Raw genomic sequence first — 13,430 nt, 5'->3', positions numbered from 1 at the left:
GGAGAATGTTATGCGAGCGAAAATCAAACAGGCAGATTTGGGTTCATCGCAGCTTAGCTGGTTATGTGTCCAGCCGATGCTCATTTCCGTTCGAGGTAAAAATGTTGCAGCCAAAACAGAGATGTACCGTCAGTTAAATGAAGGCCAACAAGCACTATTTCTGTTCTACTCCTACCATAACCACACGAAAAGTCTGGCGGAGTTTTACTGGTTCTCGGCTTACAATATCATGGAGATGAAGAGCTGGAGCGGCATCCGCAATGGAATGCGTTTTTTTAATCAGAATGACATGATAGCCCTGCTGGATAACATCGAGCGTGTGATTGTAGATAAAAATAGAATCGGAGATCAGTGGCGTGAGGTAAAGCCAACAGATCTGGAGCAAGATCCCAACCTGTATCCATTAATTGAGGACTTGTTCAATCAATATCGCGTTCAATCTGAGGAAGTAATCGTGAGTATAAATAAGGAGATTCTGCAACATCAGGAGATGTATTTTGAAATTGAGGATGAGGGGTAAGGAGACTGGGAATTGAAATTCGAATATCAACACTTTTCGTGCAATGTGGATGTATTTCATAGAGATCTGGACATGATCGTTCGGTTTTATGATGGATCAAGAGAACCTGCCGAAGAGGAAATAGTTGATCTGGTGATCGCCGATCCGGGCTATGGCTACCTTATGCTGAAGTATAAAGGAGATGCCGCGTTATTGAGTGGATTTCTGAATGAGTCGGTTTTTGCATCGGATGAGATGGTAGAAGCTGCAATTGAATATATTGAACGCTTGTCACCGCATTCTCAAAGTGTGTATATGCCTTATCACGTGTCTCGATTCAAGCCAACAAGTTATGTGGAATACAATGGGGAATACTGAGCATTCCCCATACAGCATTCTTTAGAGTGCATATACATTGATTTGAATTCATATAACAACGTTAATTGATGGCTAAAGAGGAGAACGATTTATTCGAACTACATACATTAGTCAGCTGATGTGCAACAAACCTGCAACTTCTTGCAACAAAACGCAATTCAGTATACTGGTTTTTGCTTTGCCTGTAATATGAGTGATGAGAGGAGGGTAACAAGTGAAAGTAACATTTCAAACAGATGCATCCATGGAACGAAGTCTCGCCAAGATAGTGACCAACCCTGCCGAACAACAGCGCTGGGAGGAGATTGATAAAGCGATTAGCCACTTGGAAAAACAGCTGGTCGTCATCAATCCGAAGAATAATCGCAATGTCCAGATCCAGCCAAGCTCAATCCTTGCCATTGAGTCCGAGGATCGAATGTGCAATGTGCGTGTGGTTTCGGGAGAGAGCTATCTGCTTGGCAAACGTCTTAAATATGTGGAAGAAGACATGGATTCGTCCCAGTTTCTGAAGATTAACAACTCAACGATGATCAATGTTAAACACATCCAGACGTTCGCCGCCACAGATCATGCCAGAATCCAGGTTGAGCTTAAGGATGGATCCAGCTACTACGTCAGTCGGTACTATATCAAAAATTTCAGGGGGAAATTATTATGATCGCAAATCTCAAGCATTCGTTTTTTCAGGTATTTACAATAACTTCGCTATGGGTCACGCTGCTGATCACCTTGTTCTTCAAAGATCAGACAATCCAGATGGGTTATCTATGGAATCTCGCCGGAATTGCGTTCATCGCAGCCGTGGTATTTGGAGTCATGTACGATGCGCTGTGGAACTACTTTACGTTGAAACCGATCTGGAATATTGTGATCTCGTCTACCATTAACATTCTCGGAGGTACGGCGGGTGTGTGGTTGTTCTCAGAGGAGATGTTCCACTTTATCGCACCGTGGTTCCCTGGCATGTGGCTTTTGTCGATTGTGCTGCACACCATTGCCTTTTATTTTTATGCTAGAATGGATAGCAGGAAAAAAGCGGAAGAATTAAACAAGATCCTGAAGTAGACAAGGAGAAAGCAGATGAATGAAGAAAAGGCTCTTGAGGAGTTCGGCTTGGAGCCGGGCTCCCGGGACAGGGAGCGCATTCGTACATTGCTGCAGCTAGAAATTGACAATTCAAGTGCGATGGACAATGAATATCTCAGAATCTTATGTATCATGTTGTTTGCAATCGGTCATGTAGAGGACACTCAGCTCATCTGGCAAGCCAAAAGAAAGAATCAGGATACGGGCAGTTATGTGGATGTACAGCTGCTGTGTGGTGCCGGGTTCGAGGACACGATAACGTATCTGGAGCAATGGGGAGGACAGCAAGCAGAAGAGCAGTTACAATATCTCAGACAGTGTGAGCCATATGACTTTGTGGACTTTTCCAAAGAGGAATGGATCGCCCAGTACAAACAATATTACGGCGTTATCGAGGGTGGGTCCTCACTGTGACGACATCGTTTATACAGGCTGCGCTTGGAACCTGTTGGAGATACAACCGGATGGTACATCTGGGCGGGGGAATATTCGGATGCAGACGACTTTTTCGTACCATTACATACAGCACACGTGGATGAATGGGATCCCTAAATTAAGAAGTACCTGGGACTCGCGCCAGGTTGGCGATTTTTAATTGCAGAAGACGTTGAAGATGTGTGGTTTGACGAACAGTTACTAGATCAGAAATAACTACAGAAGATTAATGAAGTTAATGAAATCGTCCAAGGAGAACACATCATGAATAACCCTACGATCAATATACAAGAGTATACTGCGGAGTATCAATCCCAGGTGATCCGTTTGATTTTGCAGATACAGCAGCAGGAATACCAGATTTCCATCACTGGAGAGGATCAGCCTGATTTGCTTGAGATTGAAACCTTTTATCAAAAAGGTATCGGGAACTTCTGGATCGCGCTTGCCAATGATGAAGTGGTGGGTACGATTGCATTGCTGGATATTGGAGAGGAGCAAGCTGCGCTCAGGAAGATGTTTGTAGCCAAAAATTACAGAGGACAAGAACTGCAAGTTTCGAGACGACTGCTGCAACAGGCATTTCAGTGGGCCAAGGAGATGGCTGTGCATGATATTTACCTTGGAACGACACAGCAGTTCGTGGCAGCACATCGATTTTACGAGAAAAATGGATTCGTTTCGGTTACACGTGAGGCACTGCCGGATGCTTTTCCGGTGATGAAAGTAGATAGCAAGTTTTATCACCATACCACGCCCTTTGCATGAGGCAAGTCATGCAGAGCAGCGTGTTTTTTTTATTCTATAGAAAGAATGATAGCATACTTGAACCGTTCGCAAATTCCACATTATGGGTTATGATGTATCAAAGAGAAATTGTAACATACATAGGAAGTTTTAATTGGATTATATGGGGATTTTTGACACATCGGAGGGGATAGGATGAAGGCCAATTTCCTTGATTTCTATGGGACAGTTGTGCATGAAGACGACGATATACTTCCAGTGATCTACGAACAAATACAAGCCGCAGCGCGTGTTGAATGTACAACAGCCGAAATAGGTGATTTTTGGTGGAAGGCATTTTCCGAAATGTTCCATGCAAGCCACGGCAGTCAGTTTACGACCCAACGAGTACTCAATGTACAGTCCCTGACAGCAACGCTCCGACATTTTCAAGCAGATGGTGTCGCGGAGCTGCTTAATCAGGAGCAATTGGCTCACTGGCGTGATCCCGGGATATTTGAGGACTCCATTCCCTTTCTGCAATCGATAGACATCCCTGTATATATCCTCTCGAATATCGATACAGATGATGTAAGAGCTGCAATGGAGAAGCATGGCATTGAGGCAGCAGGTGTGATTACCAGTGAAGATGTCCGTTCTTACAAACCAAGACCCGAGATGTTTAATGAAGCATTAGCCAGATATGATCTGTCCCGGCATGACGTCATACATATTGGCGATTCGTTGACAAGTGACGTACAGGGAGCTCAAAACACTGGCATCCAGGCTGTCTGGTTAAACCGCAAAGGCAAAACTAAACCTCTGCATATCCATCCGGAATATGTGTGCAGGGATCTGACGGAAGTTCTGAAATTGTTGTAGAGTTCTGGAAGCTGGGGGAAGGTCATAACGGGGACGGTGTAATCCATGGATGAGTTGAAAAAGCAGTTGGCAGCGTATCAGGCTGGTCAGATGTTGGAGGTTGGTACAGGCTCAGGAAAATACATTCCTACCCTACTTGAAATTTTCAGTGGTATCGAACGGATCACGTGCATTGATACCGATACGGATTCTTTACGGCAGGCAGAAGCCGCATATGCGTGCCATGAAAAGATCCAGTTTGTGCAGATGAACGCAGCAAAGATGGATTTTGCGGATCAAACGTTTGATACCGTCTGCATCTCAAATGCATTGCATCATCTGCCCCCGGGCGTAAATGTCATTGAAGAAATGAAACGAGTAGTGAAGAGGGACGGTTTATTTCTCATCAATGAATTGGTCAGAGATGATCCCAATGAAGCCCAGCTATCGCACATCCTGTACCATCATTTTGGTGCAGATGTAGATCAGCGGTTGGGAATATATCATCGTCACACCTATACTCGCCAAGAGGTTATGGATATCATCTCTGCCAGTGGTATTATCATCCGCTCAATCTATGAGTTCAATGAGCCAAAAGAAGATGTCATGGCAGAACGGGACATTCGGTTGGTCTCGGAGGCCTGCAAGCAGCATATGGAACGGGCTGAGGCGTTTGAAGATTATGAAACATTTGCCCAGCGTGGCCTTTCCATAATAGAGCGTCTAAACACTGTCGGGATTCAGCGTCCAAAGCAGATCGTGATTTTGGGAAGTTTAGGAGAATAAATGAAAGGATAATGAGAGGGCTGGAGATGAGAAAGCTAACCGTTATGCTTGGATTATTACTGTTCTTGGTCGCATGTCAGAATAAAACGAGTATGAAAGACACACAGAACCCGGCGAAACCTTCGCTAGAAGTTACGACAGAAGAAGCAGAACAAAATGAAGAAGTAGCGTCACCAACTGAGCCCCAAGACATCCCGCCAGTGTACATTGATGAAGCGAATTATACAGGTGATGAACTGGAGATCGTTAAACTTATGAACGCCCGCCTGCGTTATATATGGGAAGAGGATGAGAAGGGGTACATGAGCCTCATAGATTCGCAGTCGCCCGTATCGGGCATGACCAGAACCAAAGTTAGCAAGATTGTCTCCATGAGCGACATTATCATTCGTGAACAAAGGAAGCTTTACGAGGGAGTAGTGACGGTAACGGAATTAGATGAGAACGATGATGAATCCAGCCTCACCATGGTTTTTTGGAAAAAGAAAGAAGAGGGGGATTCGGAACAGTGGATTATTGCAGATATTGATTGAGGATAGGTCACGATACCGAAAGTCTATTAAATTTGAAACGAAATTAAGGTGATGTAATTATGGCGAGACAATTAATTCTGGTTGAAGGGTTACCTGGTTCGGGGAAGTCTACCATTGCCAAAATGGTATCCGACATCCTGATTCAGCGAGGGCTGCGAGTAAAGCTTTTCCAGGAAGGGGATCTGAATCACCCTGCTGATTATGAAGGTGTAGCCTTTTTCACTGCAGATGAGTTTGTAGATTTATTGGATTCTCATCAAGCATGCAGAGATATATTGGAGAGCAGAGCGTTGGCGTATCGTAATGGTTATCTGATTCCTTATCGCCAAATAAAAGAGGAACTGGGAGAGGCGTTTCCTGACCATACGGTGCAGGAGATTTTCAGCCGGGATATTTACGAATTACCTTTTGAACAAAATAAAGATCTGATCACTTCAAAATGGCGAAGCTTCACTGAAAGCGTGTTAGCGGCTAATGATGATACCGTCATTATCTTTGAATGCTGTTTTATCCAGAACCCATTAACGATGGGCCTTGTGAAATGCAATCAGTCTCGAGAAGATAATGTCAACTACGTGTTGGAGCTGGAGCGCATCGTTCAAGCACTGAACCCGCTATTAATCTATATTGATCAGAAGGATATTGCGTATACCTTTGATAAAGCCGTTATGGAAAGACCCAAGGAATGGTCAGAAGGATTTATTCAGTATTATACGAACCAGGGGTGGGGAGCTTCAAGAGGATATCATGGGGTTCCAGGCACCGTGAAGGTGCTTCAGGCAAGAAAGGAGCTCGAAACCGAGATTTATCAGATACTGAAGATGGACAAATACTGGCTGGATAATTCAGAGTATAATCTGTCTTTTTGTCAGAACGAACTGGAGAACATTCTGAATGAGGCGTTTAAAGGTGTGGAAGGAGAATGACGCTCTGTATATGGGCAAGATCTATGAATAGAGTGAATGGGGATATATCAATACATAATGGAGGTTTAGTTTCATGACAATTGCTGAGGTAGTATTAACAGTCATAACTGCCTTGTTAATAATCATAGGTGTGAGTATCAAACGGAAGTCAGTTCTTAAATGGGGGATCGCCAGCTTCATAGCATTGATTATCCTCATTATTCCTTCGTTCATTAACGGATTCGTGGATGGATTCTCCGATGGGTGGTCAGCACGATGACCAATCCCAACAACAATAACATCTCATATGAGCGGAATAACAATAAGTTCAACTTCCGCGTGGCAGGCATTGTGATGGATGCAGGACGAGTTCTGCTGCATAAGGCGGAGCAGGACGATTTCTGGAATCTGCCCGGGGGACGGGTCGAAATGAGTGAGGCGACTGAAGCGGCTATCGTGCGAGAAATGATGGAGGAACTGGGCATCCATGTTGAAGTGCAGAGGCTTGCATTTGTTAATGAAGATTTTTTCGATTACGACGGCCAGAAGTTTCACGAGATTGGATTCTATTATATCATCGCCTTGCCGAAAGCTCATAAGCTGTATAGCGAAATGGAATTCAAAGGGCTGGAGGATAACGGAAAGTTAACGTTTCGTTGGTTTCCCTTGGATGAGCTTGAGCACCTGAAGGTCTACCCGGTATTTTTGAAAAAGGAACTGCATAATCTGCATGATGCGAAGAGCATCCAACATTTCATTCAGAAATAGAGGGACATATGGACATTACATTTATTCGTCATGGTCATGGTGAACATTTGATAGATTACCCGAACCGGTTAAATGAGCTTCATCCTGGTCTCACCGAACTGGGAAAGAGTCAGGTGACAATACTGTGTAAACAATTGAAGCTTGTTCCTCATGACATTATCTTGGTGAGTCCAACGAGACGTACCATTGAAACAGCACTTCTTCTTAGCGCAGGAGAACATCTTACGATATGTCCGCTTGTTGGTCCAAGAATGTTTCCTCAGAATCCGAAGTTCGTTCCCTTCATCTGTGATCAGATCTATTCCAAGGAGGAGCTTGATACTCAGTTCCCAGGACTAAGCGTACTGGATTGTGGATTGGAGTGTTGGGAGGAAGGTATTAACCGGATGGCTGGACATCAATTTGAAGTACTTGCTAGTGGGCTTCTCCAATGGTGCAGGGAACAGGATGGCAACACCTATATCATTTCACATGATGGCACGATAACCAACTACAGGATGTTGCTTGGAGAAAAAGGATTATCAAGAATAGATTTTCTTGGCGAGGCGGGAATGCACACCATTAAAAACTTTTAAAGGCCGAACAAAGAAGTTTTGCAGCTTCAGGGTCCTTTGAGGGAAAAATGTTCCCCTTTATCAAGGTGATAGGAAGTAGGTATGCCTAACATCACTTGCAGAACGGGATCTCGATTATATATGCGAAGGAGGAAGAGCATGACCAAGTTGGATTTATTAAGTGACCTACCCTTTCAAACCAATGAAGAATTAAATCAAAGGATATTGGAGTTGCTCGGTCGCGACAAGCCTACGATCGGTTATATCCCTTCTTGTTCCGACCCGGAGCGGAAATATTTTGAGCATACTATACGTTACTATAATCAACTGGGTATCGAGAATATTCATTATTATGATCTGGACCAGGAATATGATCCAAGCTCGTTTGAGCAGATTTTTGAAGCTGATGCGATTCATTTATCCGGCGGAAATACATTTTATTTTCTACATTTATTACAGTGAAGAAAGGTACAGGACTTATTGCTTTCCTATGTGCAGAAAGGCGGTATGCTGATCGGAGTCAGCGCAGGCAGTATTCTGACCACACCAACCATTGAAATAGCTGGATATGGCAAGGATGCAGACGAGAATCATGTGGGTCTTCAGGACAAACGTGCGCTTGGACTCGTTGATTTCGAGTTCGCACCCCATTGGGACGGAGAGGAAGACAGTCTCGATTCGCTCAGAAGTTATGCAGATACAATCGGTGCGGAAGTCTATGCCTGCCAAGACGGCGACGGGATCGTAATCGATGGAAAAGTCATAGAACTATATGGGGATGTGCGTCTCATTGAACCTAGGAGAAGGGGGATTTAACATGGGTGAGGTTAAGGTCTACCATTATGATGCATTTTCAGCAGTTCCGGGCAAAGGTAATCCGGCAGGAGTCGTCTTTGATGCTGATGATCTAAGTGAGAGGGTCATGCAGCAGATCGCACATAAGGTTGGTTTTAATGAAACGGTGTTTGTGCTGAGCTCCAGGACAGCCGATGTGAGATTGCGTTATTTTACGCCGGGCCATGAAATTAATCTGTGCGGTCATGCGACGATGGCATCGCTGTATGGTTTGAAGACACGTGGACTGTTGGAGGAGCAAGAGTCAATCACGATCGAGACCAATGTAGGCATATTACCTATACGGTTTGAGCAGGATGGCGACACAATCAACATGGAGATGAAGCAGGATCAACCGCAGTTTGTGCCGTTCAGAGGTGATATTAGTAAGCTGGCAAACAGTATAAATCTAACCTCGGATGATCTGGATCTATCCATGCCTATCGTGTATGGAAGCACAGGAACTTGGACGTTGTTGATCCCCATTCGTAAAGTGGAGTCCTTTTCCATGATGAAACCAGATTCTGCTGAGTTTCCTCAGGTTTTACTTGAAAACCCTAAGGCTTCCTTGCATCCTTTTAGCTTCGAAACGCGTGATGCCGAGGCGATGATGCATGCCAGACACTTTTCTTCCCCTTACTCAGGTACCACGGAAGATCCTGTAACAGGAACGGCCTCCGGGGTGATGGGTGCCTACTATTTAACCTATGTGAACCGTGAAGCGGATCAGGTCAATTTCGTCGTGGAGCAGGGTCATGAGATCGGAAGAGATGGAAAAGTTGAAGTGAGCGTGACCCGGCAAGGACAGGGCATGGATGTGAGAATTAAAGGGACGGCAGTTTTTGTGCGTGAGATGAACATTGAATTGGATATTTAACAGCGTACCTGAAAGGATGTTTTTCCTTGGATGAACGAATTGTTTTGCAAGACGTTACTCATATTTTAAAAGAAGGATTATCGGATTCGCTCGTGGGAATTTATTTGCACGGTTCCATGGCCATGGGGGGCTTTCATCCGAACCAGAGCGATATTGATATCTTGGTGGTCTGCCGGGACAAACAATCTGCTGATCTATATCGAAGAATTGCACAGAAGCTCATACATATTGAAGACGAGATGCACATGACAAAAGGCTTTGAGCTCAGTATTATACTGGAATCCACAATCGCGAACCTGGCATATCCAACTCCGTTCGAATTCCATTACTCCGCATATCACCGGGAAAAGTACCGAACGAATGAGCAATATCTCTGCGGAGGGTTCGATGATCCGGATCTTGTCGCACACATCGCGGTCATCTATGACAGGGGAATTGTTTTGCATGGGATACCTATTAAGGAGCTCTTTCTTCCTGTGAAACGTGAGCATATGCTTGCATCCATTACGTCAGACGTGGCTTCAGCTTCGCAAGAAATCGTAGATAACCCTGTCTATTATGTATTGAACTTGTCGCGTGTTTTGCTATATGTGAGAGATTCAGTGATCTATTCCAAGCGAGAAGCTGGAGAGTGGGCATTGGAGGGGCTTCCTATGAAGTACAAGAACGTTATCTCGCTATGTCTTGCAAAATATAATGGGGAGCTGGAGAACCTGAATCTCAGTGAGTCTCTGCTGTTGGAATATGCGGAGTTTATGTTGAGAGAGATCCACAGCTATAAGAAATAAATGATTCCATAATTCTACGAATTGCAATACTGATTTGGACATTTCTAGTATCAATAGTTTTTCTAAGAAGCGGGAGCCATGGTTATGGATTTTGATGGGGATTTATTTGAAGGTATGAGTTCAGAGCCTTATCTCATTGCCTGTCATCCGGAGCATCGCGACTATTTCCTGAGTGTGGTTCGGGAGGGATTGGGCGAATGATTACTGAGCTTAATCAACTAGAATTCGATAAGGTGAAGCATCTGACAGACTCTTGTCGTAATATTGAGGTTCGAGCTGTGGTATCAGGGTTGAATCCAGGCCGGATCTACGTAGACGATGCCACAAATATTACGGCAGCTCTCATTTGGATACAAGGACACAGCGGATTTCAACTAATCGGTGATGCCAAGAGCATCCCCTTTCGTAACGAGCTGCATGGATGGATGAAGAAACATATTGAACCTGAGTTGTTACATTTACATATGCAATCTGTTGAAATTGGTGTGTCAGATGGAGACTGGGAGGAAGTTATTGAGCACATGTCTGGGAGCAGGGAGCTCGCTGGTGATATTCAGCATGTATTCATACCAAGTTCAGTCAATGGATGGATAAATACTATAAGTCAACCAGCATGTTCTAGTCCTTATTCTCCTCAGTATGACAATGTTAGGGTCCTCAGCATAGAGGAGGCATTGCTTGAAGAGAAGTAGCTTAACCAATTATCTTTTTTGAAAGATAAAATATCTCACTTTTGGACTACAGCAGAAGACTTTTTGAAATATGGCTTTGGCTACATTGCAGTGCATAACGATGACATAGCTAGCGTTTGCCTTTCGGCATTTGTAGCTGATGAGATGCATGCAATTGATATTGAAACGATCGAAGTCTATAGGAGAAGAAATTTTGGAGCTTTGGTAGTGTCGGCGTACGCAGAGGAATGCAAAAGCAGAGGCGTCCATCCATATTGGGATTGTTCTCCAAGCAATATAGGTTCAATCCGCTTAGCTAAGCGTATAGGCTTGTCCCAGGATTTTAGATATAAAGTTTACTGGTATGATCTTATAAAATAGAGTTGGTTTCGCATCTAAAGGAGGATATATCATGAGTGAATCTTTACAGGATCAGATTCAATTTCTAATTGAGATTGATAAACTGAAAACAATTGAACGGAGAACAAGAATTATCCATGGCGATAGACGTGAAAATGATGCGGAGCATTCATGGCATCTAGCCATGATGGCATTGGCTTTACAGAGTCACGCGAATAAGGAGGTGGACATCCTGAAAGTCATTAAGATGCTTCTTATTCATGATCTGGTTGAAATCGATGCTGGAGACACTTTTGCTTACGATACAACTGGGTACACGGATAAATTCGATCGTGAGATTAAGGCGGCTCATCGGTTGTTCGGCATGCTGCCCAAGGAACAGGCTGAAGAAATGCATAATCTCTGGCTAGAATTTGAGGCAAAGGAAACGAATGAGGCACAATTTGCCTCGGCTCTGGATCGGTTACAGCCTCTGATTCACAATTATCAGAATGAAGGAGATACGTGGCTAAAATACAACGTTACAAGTGATCAAGTCATCAATAGAAATCGTGAAATGGCAGACGCTTCGGATACATTGTGGACGTACGTGCAGCAGTTAATTCAAAACTCCATAGATCAGGGAATCCTGACCAAATCATAGCAACACGGATGGACTGGGCATACTCATTGAGGGAGAAGAGGGAGAACTCATGGGCTACATTATGGAACTTCGAAAACTGGTTGGCTCGCGGCCGCTGATTATGGCAGGTTCTTGTGTATTGGTGTTCAACGAAGAAGGCCATCTGTTGCTGCAAAGACGTACAGACAGTCTCGACTGGGGGACGCTCGGTGGTTCGCTTGAACCTGGTGAGTCGCTGGAAGAGGCGGCAGCACGGGAATTGTATGAGGAAGCGGGTTTAAGGGCAGAGACGTACAAGCTCATTACCGTTTTCTCGGGTCAAGATATGTATTATAAGTATCCCCATGGAGACGAAGTATACAATGTGACGGCTGTTTATGAAGCTAACGGAATCAAGGGTAATCCAGTGGTTATGGACGATGAAGGGTTAGAACTCCGATACTTTGATCTGGCCCAACCGGTCCCGGAGATTAATCCCGTCACAGAGTATGTACTAAAGAAGGCAGGCTATATCAAATCCAACTGAAGAAAGGGGCGTTCCATTTGACACAAGACTTTTATTGTGAGGAAGTTCTCAGCGGCAAGATGAAAGTGGAAGTTGTTATGGAGACGGATAACGTGCTGGCCTATCATCATACCCGGCCTTACTATGAACATCATACCGTGGTTATTCCGAAGATCCACATCCAATCCTTCATCGCAGAAGAAGAAACGAATGACGATGAGCTGATGCTTGAAGTCATGCAGGTCATTAAAAAGATCGCTGCCGATATGGTGGAGCGTACCGGTGCTTCCAAAATTGTGACGAACCTTGGTAGTTACCAGGATTCGAAGCATCTGCATTGGCATGTCATCAGTGGTGAACGAGTGACTTAGGTCGTAAGAAGATCACTTGTAATTATCTATATGTGTGAGTAACAGGCGAAGTATGGTGTGGTCATGAAACCTTCTACTGCAGTTTGTTGTGTGCCCTAATAAAATAAGTTGGCAGCCGGCTGACTAGTCGGTTGTTTGTTCTAATTAAGCTATCGAGCAATTATTCCAAAGCAAACGTTACAAATATATAATTCAATTCCGCAGATTTAGAAATTCGAGAAGACTCGAAAAAACACTTTACAAACAATCCTCAAACATGATATATTATTTTTCCGGCCGAAAAGGCATGGGAAACTCTCGAAAAAAATATTTCGAGAAAAAACTTTATAAGATATAATGAAATGTGATATATTCTAATTCCGGCCTTGAAACAGTCGGTAACGAAGTTTGATCTTTGAAAACTGAACAACGAGTGAGTAAATGATCTTGCTTGCAAGATCAACAAATGAGATTTTTAATCTCGTCAGATTCAAAATGAGCTAATCGCTCTTTTCAATACTTTAGATGATTTTCATAGCGTCTAACCGCGCTGCTGAAATTCATCTTTATTGGAGAGTTTGATCCTGGCTCAGGACGAACGCTGGCGGCATGCCTAATACATGCAAGTCGAGCGGACTTGAAGAGAAGCTTGCTTCTGTGATGGTTAGCGGCGGACGGGTGAGTAACACGTAGGCAACCTGCCCTCAAGCTTGGGACAACTACCGGAAACGGTAGCTAATACCGAATACTTGCTTTCTTCGCCTGAAGGAAGCTGGAAAGACGGAGCAATCTGTCACTTGAGGATGGGCCTGCGGCGCATTAGCTAGTTGGTGAGGTAACGGCTCACCAAGGCGACGATGCGTAGCCGACCTGAGAGGGTGATCGGCCA

At 44.2% G+C, this 13,430-nt stretch carries 20 protein-coding genes, 1 rRNA gene and 2 pseudogenes; all 23 read left to right on the top strand.

All coding sequences use genetic code 11. The annotated features are described in order from the left end of the window. The first annotated feature begins 10 nt into the window (after positions 1-10). Positions 11-520 carry a hypothetical protein gene (locus GUA98_RS28565; RefSeq protein ID WP_193725137.1) on the top strand — a complete coding sequence of 170 codons (510 nt, stop codon included), beginning with the start codon at positions 11-13 and terminating at the stop codon, positions 518-520. Positions 521-532: 12 nt separating this feature from the next. Further along, positions 533-877: a hypothetical protein gene (locus GUA98_RS28560; RefSeq protein ID WP_193725136.1), complete on the top strand. Its 345-nt coding sequence runs from the start codon at positions 533-535 to the stop codon at positions 875-877. A gap of 214 nt (positions 878-1,091) precedes the next feature. Continuing rightward, positions 1,092-1,538: a LytTR family DNA-binding domain-containing protein gene (locus GUA98_RS28555; RefSeq protein ID WP_193725135.1), complete on the top strand. Its 447-nt coding sequence runs from the start codon at positions 1,092-1,094 to the stop codon at positions 1,536-1,538. Beyond that, entirely contained in the window at positions 1,535-1,945 is a 411-nt protein-coding gene (locus GUA98_RS28550) for a hypothetical protein (RefSeq protein ID WP_193725134.1), read from the top strand. The genes GUA98_RS28555 and GUA98_RS28550 overlap by 4 nt, the downstream gene beginning before the upstream one ends. Positions 1,946-1,960: 15 nt before the next feature. Then, entirely contained in the window at positions 1,961-2,380 is a 420-nt protein-coding gene (locus tag GUA98_RS28545) for a hypothetical protein (RefSeq protein WP_193725133.1), read from the top strand. Positions 2,381-2,398: 18 nt separating this feature from the next. Continuing rightward, a pseudogene (locus tag GUA98_RS29885) lies at positions 2,399-2,611 on the top strand (hypothetical protein); the annotation flags it as partial. Positions 2,612-2,665: 54 nt separating this feature from the next. After that, entirely contained in the window at positions 2,666-3,169 is a 504-nt protein-coding gene (locus GUA98_RS28540; protein ID WP_193725132.1) for a GNAT family N-acetyltransferase, read from the top strand. Between the two features lie 174 nt (positions 3,170-3,343). After that, on the top strand, positions 3,344-4,009 hold the full coding sequence (locus GUA98_RS28535) for an HAD family hydrolase (RefSeq protein ID WP_153977578.1): 666 nt from the start codon (positions 3,344-3,346) through the stop codon (positions 4,007-4,009). 45 nt (positions 4,010-4,054) lie between these two features. Beyond that, positions 4,055-4,774: a class I SAM-dependent methyltransferase gene (locus GUA98_RS28530; protein WP_153977579.1), complete on the top strand. Its 720-nt coding sequence runs from the start codon at positions 4,055-4,057 to the stop codon at positions 4,772-4,774. Positions 4,775-4,800: 26 nt separating this feature from the next. Further along, positions 4,801-5,307 (top strand): hypothetical protein, encoded by a 507-nt coding sequence (locus tag GUA98_RS28525; RefSeq protein WP_153977580.1) that lies wholly within the window; start codon positions 4,801-4,803, stop codon positions 5,305-5,307. A gap of 59 nt (positions 5,308-5,366) precedes the next feature. Then, entirely contained in the window at positions 5,367-6,233 is an 867-nt protein-coding gene (locus GUA98_RS28520) for a hypothetical protein (protein ID WP_193725131.1), read from the top strand. Between the two features lie 73 nt (positions 6,234-6,306). Further along, positions 6,307-6,492, top strand: a complete 186-nt coding sequence (locus tag GUA98_RS28515; RefSeq protein WP_193725130.1) for a hypothetical protein — start codon at positions 6,307-6,309, stop codon at positions 6,490-6,492. Continuing rightward, entirely contained in the window at positions 6,489-6,980 is a 492-nt protein-coding gene (locus tag GUA98_RS28510) for an NUDIX hydrolase (protein WP_193725129.1), read from the top strand. The genes GUA98_RS28515 and GUA98_RS28510 overlap by 4 nt, the downstream gene beginning before the upstream one ends. Positions 6,981-6,988: 8 nt before the next feature. Then, positions 6,989-7,555, top strand: coding sequence for a histidine phosphatase family protein (locus GUA98_RS28505; protein ID WP_193725128.1), 567 nt, complete (start codon positions 6,989-6,991; stop codon positions 7,553-7,555). A gap of 81 nt (positions 7,556-7,636) precedes the next feature. After that, positions 7,637-8,350 (top strand): annotated as a pseudogene (locus GUA98_RS29880) (Type 1 glutamine amidotransferase-like domain-containing protein). Position 8,351: 1 nt separating this feature from the next. Next, positions 8,352-9,245 carry a PhzF family phenazine biosynthesis isomerase gene (locus GUA98_RS28490; protein ID WP_193725125.1) on the top strand — a complete coding sequence of 298 codons (894 nt, stop codon included), beginning with the start codon at positions 8,352-8,354 and terminating at the stop codon, positions 9,243-9,245. A 26-nt stretch (positions 9,246-9,271) separates the two neighbouring features. After that, positions 9,272-10,033 (top strand): aminoglycoside adenylyltransferase domain-containing protein, encoded by a 762-nt coding sequence (locus tag GUA98_RS28485; protein ID WP_193725124.1) that lies wholly within the window; start codon positions 9,272-9,274, stop codon positions 10,031-10,033. A 197-nt stretch (positions 10,034-10,230) separates the two neighbouring features. Further along, a complete protein-coding gene (locus GUA98_RS28480; protein ID WP_193725123.1) occupies positions 10,231-10,725 on the top strand; it encodes a hypothetical protein in 495 nt (164 codons plus the stop codon). 18 nt (positions 10,726-10,743) lie between these two features. Then, positions 10,744-11,085, top strand: coding sequence for a GNAT family N-acetyltransferase (locus GUA98_RS28475; protein WP_227780182.1), 342 nt, complete (start codon positions 10,744-10,746; stop codon positions 11,083-11,085). A gap of 31 nt (positions 11,086-11,116) precedes the next feature. Further along, positions 11,117-11,707: an HD domain-containing protein gene (locus GUA98_RS28470; RefSeq protein ID WP_193725121.1), complete on the top strand. Its 591-nt coding sequence runs from the start codon at positions 11,117-11,119 to the stop codon at positions 11,705-11,707. A gap of 49 nt (positions 11,708-11,756) precedes the next feature. Next, entirely contained in the window at positions 11,757-12,212 is a 456-nt protein-coding gene (locus GUA98_RS28465; RefSeq protein WP_193725120.1) for an NUDIX hydrolase, read from the top strand. A gap of 17 nt (positions 12,213-12,229) precedes the next feature. Beyond that, positions 12,230-12,562, top strand: coding sequence for an HIT family protein (locus tag GUA98_RS28460; protein ID WP_227780181.1), 333 nt, complete (start codon positions 12,230-12,232; stop codon positions 12,560-12,562). 545 nt (positions 12,563-13,107) lie between these two features. Beyond that, positions 13,108-13,430 (top strand): 16S ribosomal RNA (locus GUA98_RS28455); the annotation flags it as partial.

The sequence above is a fragment of the Paenibacillus sp. P13VS genome (assembly GCF_015143645.1).
GTDB lineage: Bacteria > Bacillota > Bacilli > Paenibacillales > Paenibacillaceae > Paenibacillus > Paenibacillus xylanilyticus_A.
Note: the sequence above shows the minus strand (reverse complement) of the source record. Positions and strands in the feature narration are given on the sequence as shown.